Origin of the sequence: Vagococcus bubulae (genome assembly GCF_003950315.1) — a bacterium.
GTDB lineage: Bacteria > Bacillota > Bacilli > Lactobacillales > Vagococcaceae > Vagococcus > Vagococcus bubulae.
The window spans coordinates 1-18,805 of sequence record NZ_NGJT01000013.1 but is presented as its reverse complement, the minus strand read 5'-3'; the positions used below and the strand labels follow the sequence as shown (position 1 = coordinate 18,805).

The window sequence follows — 18,805 nt, the reverse complement described above, 5'->3', positions numbered from 1 at the left end:
TCATAATCTATTTTTATTACAATAAATGGGTTTAAATAAAACAGAGATTTTATAGTGAATGTTTGTTATAATTAAATAGCATTAAAAAAACAGGAAACATATGGAGGAGTTTATGAAAAAAAGAGTTGTTAAAATGATGATATTGTTTACAGTGGGGCTAGGTCTTGTTGGGTGTACAGGTAAAACGGCAGACGAGTTTGTGGGAAGAATGGAGTCCGTCAACAATAAGAAAAATAATGATATGACAGTGGATATTAGTTTATCTGATATAGAAATGACGACAGAAAATAGTCAAAATCCAATGGTAAACATGTTGGTCACTCAATTAAAAGAAACCAAAATAAGTATTCATAATATAAGAGATAGTAAAGAGGACAGTTTGGTTGAAACAAACGTCCAATTTGATTTAATGGGAATGAGTATTCCTATGTCTTTGGTAGGCTCAATGAAAGAGACACCTAAAATGTATTTATCAACTGATAGTTTATCTTCAATTATGGAAATCGTTCAAAGTGTATCAGGAGAAACCTCACCTGTGGATCAAGAGACATTAAATTCTTTAAAAGGAAAATACATTGATATTTCAGATTTATCAGAAAATCAAAACAAGACAAATACATTAACTGATTTAGGAAAAGAATTGTCAGTAAATGAGAAATTCAATCAAGCTTATGCAAAAGAAGTAGTTTCTTATATTAAGAGTTTAGATGCTAAAACATTTGAAAAAAAAGATAATAAGATTACTCACACGTTTACTTTTGATGAAATAAAAGAAATGATTAAATTAAGTGATAAAGTGATTAAGTCAAATGATGAATTTAAAACAATGGACACTACAGACTCTAAAACAGTAATCGAGGATTTAGTTAAAGAGTTTAAAGATGTGAGTGTAAAATTAGCAGTTGATACTAAAAAAAATACCATGGATTTTAAAGTAAATATGAAACCAGCAGAAGATACTAATGATAGTGGGCTGAAAAAATTAGTCATGTCTGGAAAAGTATCTTCAAAATCAAGTAAAGAAACCGTTACTTTACCAAGTAAAGATAAAATTATTTCTTCTGAAGAAATAAATAAATTGACGACATCAGGACAACAAACAACAAAAATATCTGATGAAGAGTTTTCAGAGTTTCTTAAAGCAGCAAAAGCAGGTAAAGAAAATGGAACCATTACAGAAGAAACTCAAAAAGAAGTATTAGAAGCATATAAAGAAATATTAACAGATGAACAATATAAACAATTAGAGGAAGCGTTGAAATAAAAAATTAAAATTAGATGTGAAAAAGCATCTAATTTTATTTTTTATTTGACTAGTGACACTTTGTCACTTATTATATTTTTATAGTGACATTTTGTCACTATTTAAACTATTTATGAGAGGGGAAAAAATAATGAGTAAAGATTTGATTTTAGCTAGTATGGCTATGATTATTGCCTTAATATCATACAGTATAGGAGTATTCGGCGAAAGAAGAACAGGAACCATTCAATTAAAACATATTTTATTTTTTGTTGGAGGGTTGATATTTGACTCGACAGGAACAGCTTTGATGAATCAAATCGCTTCTGAAAATGCAGGATCAACTTTTGGCTTGCATCAAATTACTGGTGGTGCGGCACTTATTTTGATGGGGTTTCATTTGATTTGGGCAATCGTTGTGTATAAAAAAGGCTCTGAAAAAGCAAAAAAACAGTTTCATAAATTTAGTTTAGGTGTTTGGACTTTATGGGTTATTTCATTTGTTTTAGGTATGTTTGTTGGTATGGGGATTATATAACTAACTGTTATTAAAAAAACGCTGCTCTTTAAGAGTAGCGTTTTTAATTTGATATTTATTTTACGTTAACTGAACGACGGCGGACAATAACAGCAGATGAACCTAAAAGACCTAATCCGATTAAAGATGTAGCCATTTTTGAAGTTGTTTCACCAGTTTGTGGTAATGTAGCAGCTGTAGTTGAAGTAGTCGTAGCTGTTGGTACAACAATTGTTTGAATTGCTTCAGATACTGTAGGTTTGTTGACAGTAGATGATACTAATTCATTTTCTGGAGTGCTTGGTTTAATGATTAAATCAATACCAGGAGCAGTTGGATCTTCCATTAGACCATTATCAGGTGCCATTGGACCTACTGGAGGAGTTGGATCTTCCATCAAACCATTATCAGGTGCCATAGGAGCATCTTCTTCAAATACTAAATCATTGTTAGGAGGCATAGGAGCATCTTCTTCAAATACTAAATCATTATTTGGAGGCATAGGAGCATCCTCATCAAATACTAAGCCATTTTCAGGTGTTTCGTATGATCCATCAGCAGGCATTAAACCATTATCAGGAGCTTGATGAGGACCATCAGCAGGCATTAATCCATTATCAGAAGTCATAGGAGCATCTTCGTCAAATACTAAGCTGTTATCAGGTGTTTCATATGATCCTTCGGCAGGCATTAAACCATTATCAGGAGCTTGGTGAGGACCATCAGCAGGCATTAAACCATTATCAGTTTCCATTGGACCAACTTCTTGGTCTGCGCTTACTTTGGTAGTCATGCTAAACATACCAATACTTAAAGCACCTAATAAAGCAGTTTTTGTGAACAATTTAATGCTCTTTTTTTGTTGCATGATTTTTTTGTAATCTTGTCTTTTCATTTTTATATATCCCCTTCTTTTTTAAAGTAATAACACTACGTTCGGTAAACGTATATTACAAAAAGAGTATAAACGAAAATAAAACATATTTCAATAGTTTTTGTATTACTTTAATGTTACAAATGATATAAATAGACATTTATAAAAAAATCATATAAAATTCACAGAAAAAACATAATATTAAAGATAAAAAAAACACCCATTAATTTATTAATGGGTGCACCACGGGGTATAAGGTATTAAATGTTTGGAAGTATCCGCGGTTGGTAAAATAAAGGTAAGTTCATAATATATCCTATTTATGAAAAAGTCAACCTTTTTTTTCTTTTTTCTTTTTTTTATTAAAATAAAAAGCAACTAATTTTCCAAATAAAATAAAAAAAATGATGATTAATAAAAACCATATGGAAAATAAATCGGTATCGACAAATTTATGAATGTTCATATCAAGAATCTTCCTCACGTTCTGTTTTTATCCATGATTTAAAACCAAAGATCTGTCTAAAAAAGGCTAAAAGTACACTAGGAATGGTTAGCAGAGTATATACATACATTAGTAGACCTTGCATTTTTATTAATATCATTTCATATTTTGTTGTTTCAGTAATCCTATTTATATCGGTACAATATCTTTTTGAAAAAATATAACCAGGATATACTGTAATCAGAAGCATTAAAATTAACGAAATGAGTGTGTGTATCTTCAAATGAAATATTATATAGGAAAGTATTAAATAAGCAGAGACAGCTATAATGAAAATATTAATTAAATTCATAAAAGGTTGTAGCAAAAAGTATAGCATTTCTACTTTTCCAACGGTTGGAATATTTGAAGAACTTAATATTTTGGGTACATATTTGATGCATTGGATGGAACCCTGTACCCAACGGCTTCTCTGTTTCACATATCTTTTATAACTGGTTAAACCTTGTTGGAAAATTATTAAGTTACCTGTATAAATAATTTTATGTCCATTTAGTAACATTCGAATGGTTAAATCATAATCTTCAAGTAAACAGGGACTCCAAGGTGTATTTTCGAGTTCTTTTAAAGCAGATAAGCGTGTAAATTGTCCATTTCCACCAAGACCGACTGTATCTGTGTGCATTCGAAAGCGTTGAATATTATCAATAATTTCAAAAAACTCAATATCTTGAAAATTAATTAAAAAATTATACTTGTACTTATTTCTTAATATTTTTACACGAGCTTGAGCAGCGTCATTAGTAGGATCCATAAAGATTGAATCAGCTATATAGAATGCATCGTCACATAAAAAACCGTCAGAATCGATGATGGTTACAATAATTGATTTATCATCAATATGAAGGAAGTCTTGTTTAATTTGTTCAAAAACTAAATTTAGAGAATGTCCTTTACCTTTTTGGGCATTGGGTTTTTTCTTTTCAATAAGTTTAATTCGCTTGTCTGTAAATTTCTTAATTTTTTCAACAGTATCATCATCTGAATCATCATCTACTAAATAAATACTAGCATCTCTATTCCCTAGATTAGATAGTAATCGTTCTAATGTTGCTTCGATGACTTTACTTTCGTTTAGACAAGGGATGATTATGGCATAGTGTAGTGGCGAATAATTTGTAGCGGGCTCAAATTCTTGTGATTTAATGTTACGTATTAATGAAATATAAAAAAAATAAATAGAAGTAGCTATTAAAGAAATAACTAATACAACTAGCATATTTTATACCTACCTTTTATATACAATGATAATAAAAGTCTATCATATAACATTGAAGGGATATAATTTAATGCTCATTAAATTAAAAACCTCTAACAATAGATGTTAGAGGAAGGAGTGTATTCTTTATCGTGGGAGGATAAAAAATACATGATTAGGAGTTGTACGGTAGAATAAAAAGTTATTCTTTGAGAACTTCCTCTGTTGTGGAGTAGAGGAAGTTAGATGAGAGGTAGGATTTGAACCTACATAATATAAAGCCCTTTTGCTTTTCACTCATGAATTAATTAACTTGAATATAGCATAATCGGTTAACCTTAAATGAAGCTTAAAAAAGTATGATGAATTCGTGTTTACTAAAAAGAATAGTTAATTATGCTATTATACTTGAATAGATAAAAATAAAAAAAGAGGGATAATGATGATAAATAAAAATGAGGCCATTCTTATTTTAGATAAATGGATAGGGATTCTTAGAATAAAAAACCAGTGGGATGTTGAACTTATTTTAGTGAACGATGATAAATTTAATAAAACAGGTGATATTAAAATCGATATTACAGATAAAAAAGCACTGATTTATTTAAATAAACAAAATCCTCGAAATGAAAATATTGAAGAGGTAATTGTTCATGAGCTTCTTCATTTAAAGCTATATCCACTGGACCAATTAACTGAAACCTTAATTACGAACCATTATGATGAAAATACTCCTGCTTTTCAAATGATTTATGAACAGTTTATGGTGTCATTAGAAATAACGGTAGAAGAATTAACTAAATGTTTTTTAGGAAAAATGGGTGAAAATACTGAACTTTCTTTTGGTAGAGTAAAAGAGATGAAAAGTTTTAATGAGTTGTTTGACGGATTAAATGATTTGACCTAAAAAACCTCTAGCGTGATAACTAGAGGAAGGAGATGAGTTAACTATCTTCGGGAATAATAGTTAACTCGATTTTGGAGTAAAAATGAAAAAGTTATTTAGCATGTTATTAGCAGTTCCTCTGTTGTGTGGGAAGAGGATGTGTTAATCATCTAACTGTTTATATCATAATCTTATAATCTTAATCTAAGCTTAAAACAAGATATTATTTTTTCTTTTTCTTTTCTTCAATAATTTGTGGAGTATCTGGCAGAATAAAATTAAATCCATCATGATTTAAAGAGGTCATTCTTTCTTTGATAAAGTCACTTTTTAAAACCATTTCATTTTCAGCCTCTAGTGGCATATCATTAAGAATAACTGGTTGAGCAGGCATTGATTTATCTGACATAGTAATCCCTCTTTTCTTTTTGTTACAATCAGTTTATCATTTAAACAATATTAAATAAACTTTTTTGCTAGTCATACCAAGAGGGATATTATTCTTTTTAATTTTACCATGGAATGATACTATTATTAAGGAGCAAGGGAATTTAAAAGGGGAGAACAGTCATGGATAGACATCAAAAAATTGAATTATTACAAGATATTTTAAAAATGAAAACGATTAATGGCAATGAAGAAATGGTAGCAAAATACATTCAAAACAAATTGAAACAAGTAGGGATTTCAACAGAATTGATTCAATATGCAAATAATCGTAGTAGTTTAGTAGCCACGTTAAAAAAAGGGCAAGAAGATAAAGTACTCGGATTAACTGGGCATATGGATGTTGTGGATCCAGGTGATGAAAATGCATGGAAATACCCACCCTTTTCAGCAACGATAGAAGATAATAAGTTATATGGGCGTGGCTCAACAGATATGAAAAGTGGTTTAATGGCAATGGTCATTGCAATGATGGAACTTCAAGAAGAACAGCAAGAATTTAACGGCATTGTCAAATTACTTGCAACAGTTGGGGAGGAAGTTGGAGAATTAGGTGCAGAACAATTAACAAAACTAGGATACGTTGATGATTTAGATGGTTTGATTGTGGGAGAGCCAAGTCATTATAATATTGTTTACACACATATGGGCTCAATTAATTACACCGTAACGTCTGCCGGAAAAGAAGCGCATAGTTCTATGCCACAAGAGGGATACAATGCTCTAAATCATTTGATCGATTTTTCTTATCATATTAATAAAAAAATGGATGATATTTCTAAAAAATATATCAATGAAGAATTAGGTTCAACCATTCATAATATTACAATCATGAATGGAGGGAACCAGGTTAATAGTATTCCAAACTATGCGGCGTTACAAGGGAATATCCGTAGTATCCCAGAGTTTTCTAATGATGAAATTATTAATGTATTGCAAGAAACAGTGGATGAATTAAATAAAAATCAGCCCTATAAATTAACGCTAACAATCAACTACAACAAGTTATCTGTAAGAGCAGCGAAAGATTCAGAATTGGTTCAAGTCATTCAAAGTCAATTTGCTACGCCATTACCACTTATCGGTATCTCAGCAACAACGGATACAGCAGAATTTGTTAAATCAGATAATTCATTTGATTTTGTTGTGTTTGGCCCCGGAGAACCTACGTTACCTCATCAAGTGGATGAATATGTCGATATAGATAATTACTTAGATATGATTGATAAATATAAACAAATTATTACCACATATTTAAAATAACTTAAAAGGAATCGTGATGATGGAAGATATTCGTGTCGTAATAGGAGAAAGTAAATTTGATGTAAGAGCTTGTGGTATTTTAAAACAAGGAGATAATGTTTTGACAACAGTGGAGTCTGATGGGGCACATACCTTACCAGGAGGAGCGGTAAAAATAGGAGAGACTTCTAAAGAAGCTGTTGTAAGAGAATTTTTAGAAGAAACGGGCATTAAAGTGGGAGTCGGCTCATTGTTATCAATTATTGAGAATATGTTTATCTATGAAGGCAAGCCATACCAACAAGTCATTTTTGTTTATGAAGTATTTGCTTCAGATAATGTACAACCTAATAGAGGAGAAGTCACTGTGGAGTGGACAAATATTATGGCGTCACACTCTTTAAGACCATCTCAATTAAATGAATTAGTTAAACAAGCAACCACAACGACGCAACATTTTATTAATAAAGAATCATAAAAAAATAGCCTAAGCATACTGGATATACTTAGGCTATTTTTTATTTGTGTTCACGGATTAAACGTTTTTCAGCTTTTTCTTCTTTTTTCTCAGCAACTTTTTCACGATTTTTGTCGATATCAGCTTCGAATATTTCTTTTGCTTTCGCTTGTTCGAATGAACGGCGATTTTCTTTTGCTCCATCACGTTCAGTAGTCATAGATATAACCTTCTTTCATCCTGTTAAATTGATGGCATTGATTAAATGCTTATAAGGTTATCTTACACTTAGTTAACGAAAAAAAAGTGAATTAACTATGTTGTTTTTTTATTATGATGCAAACACAACATTATTATCCAAATGAATCGCATGATAGGTGATATCAGTTAGATTGGAATCTAATGTTTTAGCTGTAATGGCTAACCCTTCACCAGTTTGAACGTAGGCTGTTTGTTTGGCGACATCATAACCAGACCAATAGCGTGTATAGTCAGTGATAGTCATCTCTGCTTTTTTATGTTCCAATCCTCTAGGAACAATTAAAGGTCTAAAAATACTATATAAACGATTTAACCCATCGTTTGAATCGAATTCATCAATCATATTTCGTAGGTAGAAACTACGAATAAAACGAGAAGGAGAGGTATAATCTCCAGGCATACCAAACAATCCGTAACCTGTACCATGTTCAATTGGTTCTATATCCACATTATTTTTCATGACACGATGAGTTGGGTGATCAATATCACTTAAATTAATATAGTGTCTAATATTTGTTGTGTGATAAGAGTATTCGGGACTATTGGTCATAACATCGACATAGTCATAAATTTTAAATCCACCATTTAAGACAGGTTCTAACACAATCCCTTTTCCAGTTGTATCGACAAATGTGTAATGCAATGGAAAGTGAAGGTTTTGTTTTTTATAAACAAAAGGTTCATCTGCTAGGACAAATTCTTGATAATGCTCTTTTATTTCTGAGACTGTTTTGAAGTTGGAAAGAATATATAAAACGAATTCTTCTGTGAGCAATGGTTTTTTATTTTCATTAAGGATGTCTTGAGTGTTTTTGGTGGTTGCTTCTACTAATACTTGCATATCACCAGTTAAGCCATGCTCATTGATACCGTCATACATCACTGTTGTATATTTAGTCATGACGCCTAAAACAGTGTATTTACTTGTCCAAGGAGATACCTGGCTAGCTATATTTATATTTTTAGGAACAGTTGCTAAGGTAATATCTAAATCTAATCCTGAATCCTCTCCAAACATTGAAATGTCTAAATCCATTGTACGGCCGAAAAAAATATCGCCGTTTTTAGCGGATAATTTAATATTAGTACACATTTAAAAAACCTCCTTTTTATGTTAATTATATAGTAATTGTTTTATTGAAATAATACAACTGATACACTTTTTGTTATGTTCATTTAAAGAAATAATAATGATTGAAATGTCTTTAAACTTACGATTTTGTTAGATTATAAAGAGGTATTTGAGTTATTTTATTTTGAAATCCATGTTATTATTTATATATAATACTTTTTGTGTTTTAATGTTAACTATTAAGGAGTGGATCTGATGGCAAAGAAAATTATTTTAGTTGTGGCATTAGTGTTAATCGTTATATTTGGTTATAAAGGATATGAGTATTACACAACAACTTATAAAGGTGATGTGGCATATGCTAAAGTGCCAGAAGAAGTTCCAACAGTAGAAGATACAAAAGATGATACTGGTCAAGTTATAGCTGGAAGTAAATCTTATAAATATGATTTTGATTTTGTAAAAGAAGACGGTACTGTACAAAAAATGGATTATGAATTAAGTGGTGATAATGTGACACCATTCAAACCAGGATCCTATGTGAAAGTATCTCTCAGCAAAAAACGTGTGGTTAGTGGGCCAAATGATGTGGCAAAAAGTGATATTCCAAAAACAGTGTTAGATAAGTTAGATAAATAAAAAATGCTAGATTGATTTTCAAGTCAATCTAGCATTTTTTATTATCCCTCTAAAATTCGTTGTAAAAATTCTTTTGTACGGGCTTGTTCTGGGTGTTGGAATATTTTTTCTGGGGCCCCTTCTTCAGCTACAACCCCTTGATCCATAAAAATGACACGATCAGATACTTCTTCGGCAAAGGCCATTTCATGAGTCACGATAATCATGGTTAAACCAGTACCAGTTAACTCACGCATGATTTTTAATACTTCTCCAACCATTTCTGGATCAAGAGCTGATGTGGGTTCATCAAAGAGCATCACTTCAGGGTCCATTGAGATGGCACGAGCAATCGCGACACGTTGTTTTTGTCCACCAGATAATTGGCTAGGTTTAGCATGAGCAAAGTCTTTCATCCCAACTTTGTCTAGATTTTCAATCGCAATACGTTCTGCTTCTTCTCTTGATCGTTTTAAAACTTTTACCTGTCCAACAATGCAATTATTTAAAACATCATGATTTTCAAATAAATTAAATTGTTGGAACACCATGCCCACGTGAGCGCGGTATTTTGGTAAGTTATATCCAGGCGCAAGGATATTGTCACCTTTAAATAACAGTTCTCCACCTGTTGGTTCTTCTAATAAATTAATGCAACGAAGTAAAGTTGATTTACCAGAACCTGATGGGCCGATGATAGTGACCACTTCACCATCTTTTACAGATAAATTAATGTCTTTTAGCACTTCATGATTACCATATTGTTTTTGTAAGTGTTTGATTTCAATTAAATCAGTCATTATTTGTCATCCTTTCTTTCTAAAATAGCTGTTTGCATTTGGTTAGCATATGGAGCATATTCACCCGTACCATCCATTTTTCTTTCGACAAAGCGTAAGATACGTGTCACGGTAAAAGTCATGACGAAGTAAATCACACAAACAACAAAGAAGGTATCAAAGAATCTAAAGTTACTTCCTGCGACTGTTTTCGCTTGGAAGAACAACTCAGTGACAGCAATCACGTTTAATACAGAGGTGTCCTTAATATTGATGACAAATTCATTCCCCATAGCAGGTAAAATATTTCTAAATACTTGTGGAATTACCACATTTAACATTGTTTGACCATGTGTCATACCAATAGCAGAAGCTGCTTCAAATTGTCCTTTATCAACTGAGAAGATACCACCACGAACGATTTCTGTCATGTAAGCCCCGGTGTTAATTGATACAATAAATAATGCTGCAGCGAGTGGATTCATATCAATACCAAATGCTTGAGACGAACCATAATAAATGACCATCGCTTGAACAATCATAGGTGTTCCTCTAAAGATTTCGATATAAATAGAAAATAGGGTGTTTAATAATTTAAATAGAATTCTGTTTAATGTGTTTTTAGGAGTAGGGATAGTTCTAAATAGTCCAATTCCTAGTCCAATAAGTGTTCCTACGACAGTTCCGATAAGTGAGATTAAAAGCGTCACCCCAGCCCCTTTTAAGAACATTTGCCAGTTTTCTTTGACGATTTTGACAATCCAATTTTCATTTGACTGTGAATCAGGTTGCTCACTAATGGCAATATCCATAAAATTATCTCGTTCTGTTTGAGTGATGTCAGCTAAAATGTCATTGATTTTTTCAATATCTTGGCTACCTTTTTTAACCCCGATAGAAACAGACGTATCGTCACGATTTGTTTTAAATCCTTTTCCATCTTCAAAATCAATCATTTTAAAGTTTGGATTCACTTTTTGAGCGGTGATTCCCTCAGGTTTTTCTGAAACATATGCATCAATTTTTCCTGATTGGAGTGCTACACGCATGGCAGAAAAGTCATCCATGGCAGTTTGTTTTGAGACACCTTCTATTTGATCAATCACAGAATAATGAAATGTATTTAATTGAGCAGTGACTTTTGCTCCTTCAAAATCTTTTAGACTTTTTGCGTTAGCATATTTCCCATCTTTCGCAACAACGAGGACGAGGTTTGAATGATAGTAGTCGTTAGTAAAATCAATGGTTTTTTTTCGTTCTTCAGTGGGAGACATCCCAGCAATAATAGCATCTACTTTTCCAGAAGTTAACGCAGGGGCTAATCCATCCCACGCTGTTTTATAAATAACGAGCTCTTTTCCTAAACCTTCAGCGACGCGTTTAGCAATCATGACATCATAACCATTGGCATACTCACTTCCGCCTTGAATTTTGACCGCGCCATTGGCATCATTTTGTTGTGTCCAGTTGAATGGAGGATACCCGGCTTCCATTCCGACGACAAATTTATCTTCACTTGCCTCAACTTTTGGTGTCAGCATGATTAAACTAATAAATAGGAATAATAATGCCATTAAGACATGATGGGTAGAACGATTGTTTGTTTGCATGATAATTCTCCTTTTTGTGTTTTAAATAAATAAAAAAGCAACCTCGTAAATAGAGGTTGCTTTTGATGAAGTCAGATTAACAAAGTGTTATCCAATCATAGCGCATCTTAGTTTTAACTAAGACAGTCCTATAGTTATTCACTATAGTCCCAACATGATAAGTGAGGAACTTTATCACATTTCGGCAATCTTCCCTGTGCATTAGTGTCAATGTACTCCTCTACTCAACTAATGTTATTGATAGATTGCAACCTCTAGATTTATATTATTCGGTTATTTTTTCTCAATATGTCTAACACTATATCATACCTTTTTCAAAAAGTCATGAGTTTTGGTAAAAAAATATTTGACCAAGTTCGTTCAATTGGTTATTTTTAAACAAGTAAGTGTGAAAGTAAACATAAGGGAGACGAAAAGTATGTGGTTTATGTCAGCGTTAGTAACTGTCTTTGCTTGGGGGACAGCTGATTTATTTTATAAGTTAGGAAATAATGAAAAAGACAAGTATAGTGCACAAAAAACAGTGGTGATTGTTGGGTTAGTCATGGGATTACACGCTTTTTTCTATTATTATTTATATTTAGGTGTGGGATTTGAATGGAAAAATATGTTGATTTATTTACCAGTATCGTCAATGTATATCTTATCAATGGCAATAGGGTATGTAGGACTTCGCTATATAGAGCTTAGTGTATCCTCACCCATAAGTAATTCTTCAGGAGCAGTATCTGCTTTGCTAATGTTTCTTTTTTTAGGTGCTAAAATGGTATGGATTCAATTTGTGGCAGTAGCTGTCATTTCAGTGGCTATTTTTATGTTGTCGGTCTATGAAAAACAAGAAGCCGATTATGAACTAAAAGTATCAGGGGATGTAGTGGATAAAAAATACCGAAAAAGTGCATTGGCTATTATTTTTCCGATCCTTTATTGTGTGATTGATGGACTAGGGACGTTTTTAGATGGGTATTATTTGGATTATGCCGAGATTTTACCAGAAAACCAAGCAAACATGAGTTATGAGTTTACTTTTTTGATTGTTGGAGTATTAATGTGGCTTTATTTAAGAGGAGTAAAAGGTGAAAAAATCGATGTGTTTCATGAAAAGTATAAAGGCATGGCAGCCATATTTGAAACATTGGGTCAATTTTTCTATATTGGAGCAATCGCAAGTAACTCCATTGTTGTCGCACCGATGATTGCATCATATAGTATCGTATCGGTCTTATGGTCACGTATTTTCTTAAAAGAAAAACTCACAAAAAAACAATACATCATGATTTTTGCTATTATCATTTCTGTAGTTATATTAGGCTTTTTTGACGAATAATGTCATAATGAAGTAAGGGAGTGATTGATTTGGAAGAACAAGCCATTGAGATATTAAAACAGGCAAAAAATATTGTGTTTATGACAGGTGCTGGTGTATCGACTGCATCAGGTATTCCTGATTATCGCTCTATGACAGGGGTATATCATGGAGTGGACAATCCAGAATATTTACTTAGTCACACGTGTTTAAAGCGTGAGCCAGATGTTTTTTATCAATTTGTAAAACAATTATATCATCCAAGTGCCAAACCGAATGTAATCCATAAAAAAATGGCAGAATTGAGCCAAACGAAACAAGTCGGGATTGTGACGCAAAATATTGATGACCTACACATTAAAGCGGGAAGTCCAAATGTGGTGTCGTTTCATGGAAGTTTGTATGATTGTTATTGTCAAAAATGTGGTCAATCAGTTTCTGTTTCAGATTATATGCAGATTATGTATCATAAAGAGTGTGGGGGGATTATTCGACCTAATGTGGTACTTTATGAAGAAGGGTTGTCAGAATCTAATATAGAAACAGCTATCTCTTGGTTGTCTCAAGCAGACGTTGTGTGTATTGTTGGAACAACTTTTCAAGTGTATCCATTTAGTGGATTGATTCATTACCGAAAACCAGATAGTCAAGTGATTGTGATAAATAAAGAACCTATTTCTTTAATGGAACCTCATCTTTTAGTACAACAAAAAGGGGAAAACTTTTTCTCTAACATATAATCTAACGCTTATACAAAGTGAGGAGATAAGATGTTAAGTCGAGATAGACAACGAATTGATGAAATTGATGAAAAAATCGTATCATTGTTGGAAGAAAGGTATGACTGTGTATCAAACATTGCTCAGATAAAAAAAGAAAATAACCTTCCAGTTTTTGATACAACAAGAGAAGACACTGTATTAGAAAAAATTCGACAAATGGTCTCAAATGATGATTACGCTGAATCAATTGTCGAAACATTTAATCAAATCATGATGGTATCAAAAGACTATCAAAAAAGTAAACAATAAAGGTAATCCTTCAGAAAGTATCTGGAGGATTTTTTGATAGACATGATATAATGAGTAAAACACCTGAAAGGGGATTTTATTATGAATAATCGGTTGAGATTACACTCTTAATTTAAAAATAAATTAGGAGGAACGATAATGATAGAATATAAAAAGGGCTATCAGATAGATAGTAAAAATTTGAAAGAATTATACAACAGTGTGGGTTGGATTGCTTATACTCAAGACTTAGTTGGTTTAGAAAGAGCAATTACTCATTCACTTTATGTAGTGAGTGCTTGGCACGGAGAACAACTAGTAGGATTAATCAGAGTTGTCGGTGATGGTTACACGATTTTGTATATACAAGATATTTTGATCCATCCAGATTATCAACAACAAAAAATTGGGACTAAATTAATGTGTGATGTATTAGAAACATATAAACATGTTCGACAAAAAGTATTATTAACTGTAGATGCACCAAACGTTAGAGGATTTTATGAGAGTTTTGGATTTGAGTCGTGTGATAGAGGTGTAGCAGTAGCTTTTTATAGAGAATACTAATTAAGGCAATAAGTCAAATAGATGAGAGTCTTTGGCTTATTTTTTTATGCTTAATACGCATACCTATTGTTTTTTTATGTATTATATTTTTAATAAAATAATAGCGTATGATTATACTAAATTAAATAAACGTGGTATTATAAAAAAGGAAGGTTCTATATGAAAAAATAATATTTTCTTGTTATGTTAACAGGACATAGCCTTTAATGTGGGGATTAATAGATATATCACTATAACCGACCTAATGATTGTCATGCTTAGATTGGTTTTTTGTTTATGATTAACTGTCTACAGTGGATTAATAAAATATTAATATAGAATACATCGTTTTAAGGTTAGGTTAAGTATCGCATTTTATACTGTAAGTAAATTTAAGTGATGACAGTGTAATTAGGAGGTATGATAATGATGAAAAAAAAGCAAGTAATTAAAATAGCGTGGGCAAGTATTACAACGATTGTGATTATTATGGGATTAGGCTACTTTTTAAATCGAAGTATGGTGGATGATGAAGCTTATGCAGCGGGTAATACGGATAATAGTTCTTCTGATAAGACCATTGAAGATTATTTTCCAGAAGAAAATTACAACGGTGTGGCGATTATGGTTGAGGGAAATGAAGTCACATCAACAGCTACATATGGCTACAGTAATTATGAGGCAAAAGAGGTAAATGATTTAGACACAATATTCCCAGTTGCATCGTTGCAAAAAATGATGACAGCAACACTTGTTGCTAAGACTGTGTCAGATGGACAACTGACTTATGATACACCACTGTCAGATTTTTATCCTGATATTGAGGGAAGTTCAGACATAACTATTCGTGATTTATTAGACCAAACATCTGGTATTAAGATGGATGAAATAGCCCCCGATAAGGTATTAACAACACAAGAAGAACAACTGGATTATGTATTAGAAACCTTAGAAAGCACTGGAGAAACAGGATTTAATTATACCAACGCTAACTATTCTTTATTAGCAGGAATTTTATCTACTGTGACAGGTGAAAGTTATGAAGAATTATTTACAAAGGAAATCATAGAGCCATTGAATTTATCACATACTTTCTTTTGGGATAATGTAGCAGAAGAAGATGTGGCAAAAGCATATAATAGTTCACTATTGTATGGTGATTACACAGAAAGTGCCTCAGACTTTTCGCAATCAAAAGAATTATATTCTAGTTTGATTGGGGCTGGTAATGTGTTGATGTCAGCCAATGATTTAGTTACTTTTTTACAGGCGTTAACTGATGGCACGCTAATAACAAAAGAAGCATTTTCAAACATGGTTAAGACAGATAATGATTATAGTGGTGCATTTTGGCAAAATGATGGTTTAATGCAAACTAACGGTAGTCTGGGAGACTATCAATCCTCAGTATTTCTTGATGATAATGGTGAAAATATTATCGTATTGATTAGTAATGGTCATGAATTAGATAGTTTGTCAGATTTAGCTTCATCCATTTATAAAAGTAATTTTGCTTAAACAATCAATTGAGTGATTCCCTAAAAAAATTTCAAATAGAATGAGTTAAAAGAGTCTTTTTGAAGGCTCTTTTTTTATGTCCAAAATTCATTAACAGCTATTAATAAAAAGAAATATCCATAAAGATAGTAAATATAATTACTCCGAAAAAGCCTATTACTACAATGGCAATTTCAAATTGCTACGGTATTTGTTGAAGTAAGAGGAGAATGCTAGCTATTTTTAGTAACATGATTTACTGTGAAAGATAGATGGAGGTAAGAAGAGATGCTAGCAGAAATTTTAAAAGAAAAAAGACACGAATTGAAATTAACACAACAAGAAGTTGCTGATGAATTAAATGTGACAAGACAAACTGTATCGAGTTGGGAAGTTGGAAAAAGCATTCCAGATATTTATAGCTTGATTCATTTAAGTGAACTATATGATATTTCTCTAGATTACATGTTGAAGGGGGATACACAGGTGAGTGAAAAATTAAAAAAAGATACTATTGAATTAAAATTTTTGAGATTTTTTTCAAAATCAACATTAATTATTATGTGTGTGGCATTAATGGTGATGATTCCTTTTTCAGCTATTATATTATTAGGAATCTTTGCCTATCTAACAATTATTAAAAAGAAAAAGATTAAGATTATCACGCATACAAAGGAGGAAAAAGTAATGGGAAAAAGGACAAGTAATGCGATTAAATCTATTACAGATTCTACCTCAATTATTGGAGCAGTTTCCCTGTTTTATGTCGTTATTTCAATTATTTTAGGTAATGATAGTTTAATTGTTGATGAACGAAATCGATATATGATCATTGTGCTATTTGTTGGGATGTCTATTGGTCGATATATTAGGTATAAAAGAGATAGTTAGAAAGAGATTTCAAAAAACGATGAGTGAACTATATGATAAAAATAACCATTCATCCTTTTTTAGAGGGTGAATGGTTATTGCGTCTCTACTTATTGTCTCTTTTTGATGAGTAAACGAAGAGATAAAATGTTAGAGAGATAATCATTAGGAATATTAAAAGAACAGATGGATTTCCTAATCTTTCTCCAGTTTTTGGTAAATATTTCTCTTTATTGGATATTTTATTATTAGAAATAGGGCGTTTTATGATATTTATCTTGTCATATTGATGATTGTTTGGTGTATCCGATGGTTGTTCTGTCAATATTTGAGAATAAATATAGGTTACAATAATGTCTTCGATAGTGTATAGACCTTTATCGTTAATAGGTATTTCTTTTAGCGTATACCCACTAATTAAGGCAGGATAAGTTTGATAGGTTGATTCAATAGGTCCAGACATTGTATCGTGATCCTTAATCTCATTTCCATTTTCGTCAACGTATTTGATGATGACCTTCCCGTTAATTTGTATAGGCGGGTTAGGAACGATAGGTGAATAGACATAAGTTACGATGATATCTTCTACAGTGTAAACACCTATATCATTGTCAGGTATTTCTTTCAATACATACCCATTAATTAACGCCGGAAAAGTTTGATAAGGTGAATTAATAGGTCCAACCATTGAACGACTAGGTATAATGTTATTTCCTTTTTCATCAACGTATTTGATAATGACTTTTCCATTATCTTGTGTTGGAGGCACAACTCCATTAGGTGAATAGACATAGGTTACGATAATATCTTCTTTTGTGTAAGTTCCTTTATAATTATCAGGCGTTTCTTTCAGTGTATACCCCCCGATTAAGGCTGGAACAGTTTGATAATTGGAACCGATTGGCCCAGATATTGAACTGCTAGTTTTAATCTCATTCCCATCTTCATCAACGTATTTGATAATGACATTTCCACTATCTTGTGTTGGAGGCACAACTCCATTAGGTGAATAGACATAGGTTACGATAATATCTTCTTTTGTATAAGTTCCTTTATAATTATCAGGCGTTTCTTTCAGTGTATACCCCCCGATTAAGGCTGGAACAGTTTGATATTTGGAACCGATTGGCCCAGATATTGAACTGCTAGTTTTAATCTCATTCCCATCTTCATCAACATATTTGATAATGACTTTTCCATTATCTTGTGTTGGAGGCACAACTCCATTAGGTGAATAGACATAGGTTACGATAATATCTTCTTTTGTATAAGTTCCTTTATAATTATCAGGTGTTTCTTTGAGTGTGAATCCTTTGATTAAAGCAGGAACAGTTTGATAATTGGAACCAATAGGTCCAGATATTGAGTCACGAGCTTTAATCTCATTTCCATTTTCATCAACGTATTTGATAATGACTTTTCCATTATCTTGTGTTGGAGGCACAACTCCATTAGGTGAATAGACATAGGTTACGATAATATCTTCTTTTGTATAAGTTCCTTTATAATTATCAGGCGTTTCTTTCAGTGTAAATCCTTTGATTAACGCAGGAACAGTTTGATAATTGGAACTGATTGGTCCAGATATTGAGTCACGAGCTTTAATCTCATTTCCATCTTCATCAACGTATTTGATAATGACTTTTCCATTATCTTGTGTTGGAGGCACAACTCCATTAAGTGAATAGACATAGGTTACGATAATATCTTCTTTTGTATAAGTTCCTTTATAATTATCAGGCGTTTCTTTCAGTGTATACCCCCCGATTAAGGCTGGAACAGTTTGATATTTGGAACCGATTGGCCCAGATATTGAACTGCTAGTTTTAATCTCATTCCCATCTTCATCAACATATTTGATAATGAC

The 18,805-nt window shown here is 32.1% G+C and carries 20 protein-coding genes and 1 riboswitch; of the genes, 12 read left to right on the top strand and 8 right to left on the bottom strand.

From position 1 onward, the window contains the following. Window positions 1-112 precede the first annotated feature (112 nt). Entirely contained in the window at window positions 113-1,264 is a 1,152-nt protein-coding gene (locus CBF36_RS07830) for a hypothetical protein (RefSeq protein WP_125957898.1), read from the top strand. A gap of 130 nt (window positions 1,265-1,394) precedes the next feature. After that, on the top strand, window positions 1,395-1,781 hold the full coding sequence (locus CBF36_RS07825) for an HsmA family protein (RefSeq protein ID WP_125957897.1): 387 nt from the start codon (window positions 1,395-1,397) through the stop codon (window positions 1,779-1,781). A 55-nt stretch (window positions 1,782-1,836) separates the two neighbouring features. Here the strand turns inward: CBF36_RS07825 and CBF36_RS07820 are convergent, their stop codons facing one another. Both CBF36_RS07820 and CBF36_RS07815 read right to left on the bottom strand, forming a co-directional pair. Further along, window positions 1,837-2,655: an LPXTG cell wall anchor domain-containing protein gene (locus CBF36_RS07820; RefSeq protein WP_125957896.1), complete on the bottom strand. Its 819-nt coding sequence runs from the start codon at window positions 2,653-2,655 to the stop codon at window positions 1,837-1,839. Between the two features lie 446 nt (window positions 2,656-3,101). After that, window positions 3,102-4,358, bottom strand: a complete 1,257-nt coding sequence (locus tag CBF36_RS07815) for a glycosyltransferase (RefSeq protein WP_125957895.1) — start codon at window positions 4,356-4,358, stop codon at window positions 3,102-3,104. A 421-nt stretch (window positions 4,359-4,779) separates the two neighbouring features. Between CBF36_RS07815 and CBF36_RS07810 the strand changes: the two genes are divergently transcribed. Next, window positions 4,780-5,244, top strand: coding sequence for a hypothetical protein (locus CBF36_RS07810; protein ID WP_243637996.1), 465 nt, complete (start codon window positions 4,780-4,782; stop codon window positions 5,242-5,244). A 202-nt stretch (window positions 5,245-5,446) separates the two neighbouring features. Here the strand turns inward: CBF36_RS07810 and CBF36_RS07805 are convergent, their stop codons facing one another. Further along, window positions 5,447-5,632, bottom strand: a complete 186-nt coding sequence (locus CBF36_RS07805) for a hypothetical protein (protein ID WP_125957894.1) — start codon at window positions 5,630-5,632, stop codon at window positions 5,447-5,449. Between the two features lie 161 nt (window positions 5,633-5,793). Here CBF36_RS07805 and CBF36_RS07800 point away from each other — a divergent pair, with 161 nt between their 5' ends. Further along, window positions 5,794-6,933 (top strand): ArgE/DapE family deacylase, encoded by a 1,140-nt coding sequence (locus tag CBF36_RS07800; protein WP_125957893.1) that lies wholly within the window; start codon window positions 5,794-5,796, stop codon window positions 6,931-6,933. 16 nt (window positions 6,934-6,949) lie between these two features. Further along, window positions 6,950-7,390, top strand: coding sequence for an NUDIX hydrolase (locus tag CBF36_RS07795; protein WP_125957892.1), 441 nt, complete (start codon window positions 6,950-6,952; stop codon window positions 7,388-7,390). 40 nt (window positions 7,391-7,430) lie between these two features. On the opposite strand, the gene CBF36_RS12290 is transcribed toward CBF36_RS07795, so the two are convergent. Next, entirely contained in the window at window positions 7,431-7,589 is a 159-nt protein-coding gene (locus CBF36_RS12290) for a hypothetical protein (RefSeq protein ID WP_165865425.1), read from the bottom strand. 111 nt (window positions 7,590-7,700) lie between these two features. Beyond that, window positions 7,701-8,723, bottom strand: coding sequence for a linear amide C-N hydrolase (locus tag CBF36_RS07790; protein WP_125957891.1), 1,023 nt, complete (start codon window positions 8,721-8,723; stop codon window positions 7,701-7,703). 234 nt (window positions 8,724-8,957) lie between these two features. Between CBF36_RS07790 and CBF36_RS07785 the strand changes: the two genes are divergently transcribed. Next, window positions 8,958-9,341, top strand: a complete 384-nt coding sequence (locus tag CBF36_RS07785; protein WP_125957890.1) for a YxeA family protein — start codon at window positions 8,958-8,960, stop codon at window positions 9,339-9,341. 41 nt (window positions 9,342-9,382) lie between these two features. Here CBF36_RS07785 and CBF36_RS07780 read toward each other — a convergent pair whose 3' ends face one another. Together CBF36_RS07780 and CBF36_RS07775 are read right to left on the bottom strand one after the other, a co-directional pair. Continuing rightward, window positions 9,383-10,120, bottom strand: a complete 738-nt coding sequence (locus CBF36_RS07780) for an amino acid ABC transporter ATP-binding protein (RefSeq protein WP_125957889.1) — start codon at window positions 10,118-10,120, stop codon at window positions 9,383-9,385. Beyond that, complete coding sequence (locus CBF36_RS07775) at window positions 10,120-11,709, bottom strand: ABC transporter permease subunit (protein ID WP_125957888.1); 1,590 nt, start codon at window positions 11,707-11,709, stop codon at window positions 10,120-10,122. Before CBF36_RS07775 ends, CBF36_RS07780 begins: the two co-directional genes overlap by 1 nt. A gap of 90 nt (window positions 11,710-11,799) precedes the next feature. Continuing rightward, window positions 11,800-11,974, bottom strand: a riboswitch (Lysine riboswitch). A gap of 153 nt (window positions 11,975-12,127) precedes the next feature. Here CBF36_RS07775 and CBF36_RS07770 point away from each other — a divergent pair. From CBF36_RS07770 to CBF36_RS07745, 6 genes are all read left to right on the top strand, one after another. Further along, window positions 12,128-13,036, top strand: coding sequence for an EamA family transporter (locus CBF36_RS07770; protein ID WP_125957887.1), 909 nt, complete (start codon window positions 12,128-12,130; stop codon window positions 13,034-13,036). Between the two features lie 29 nt (window positions 13,037-13,065). Further along, a complete protein-coding gene (locus tag CBF36_RS07765; protein ID WP_416340697.1) occupies window positions 13,066-13,755 on the top strand; it encodes an NAD-dependent protein deacylase in 690 nt (229 codons plus the stop codon). 30 nt (window positions 13,756-13,785) lie between these two features. Continuing rightward, the gene (locus CBF36_RS07760; RefSeq protein WP_125957885.1) at window positions 13,786-14,046 is read left to right on the top strand and encodes a chorismate mutase; all 261 of its coding nucleotides are present in this window, start codon (window positions 13,786-13,788) and stop codon (window positions 14,044-14,046) included. Between the two features lie 138 nt (window positions 14,047-14,184). Further along, on the top strand, window positions 14,185-14,592 hold the full coding sequence (locus CBF36_RS07755) for a GNAT family N-acetyltransferase (protein ID WP_125957884.1): 408 nt from the start codon (window positions 14,185-14,187) through the stop codon (window positions 14,590-14,592). A 405-nt stretch (window positions 14,593-14,997) separates the two neighbouring features. Next, window positions 14,998-16,089, top strand: a complete 1,092-nt coding sequence (locus CBF36_RS07750; RefSeq protein ID WP_165865424.1) for a serine hydrolase domain-containing protein — start codon at window positions 14,998-15,000, stop codon at window positions 16,087-16,089. Window positions 16,090-16,356: 267 nt separating this feature from the next. Continuing rightward, window positions 16,357-16,959, top strand: coding sequence for a helix-turn-helix transcriptional regulator (locus CBF36_RS07745; protein ID WP_125957882.1), 603 nt, complete (start codon window positions 16,357-16,359; stop codon window positions 16,957-16,959). An 85-nt stretch (window positions 16,960-17,044) separates the two neighbouring features. On the opposite strand, the gene CBF36_RS07740 is transcribed toward CBF36_RS07745, so the two are convergent. Beyond that, the coding region (locus CBF36_RS07740; RefSeq protein WP_165865423.1) for a MucBP domain-containing protein at window positions 17,045-18,805 on the bottom strand (1,761 nt) is incomplete at its 5' end.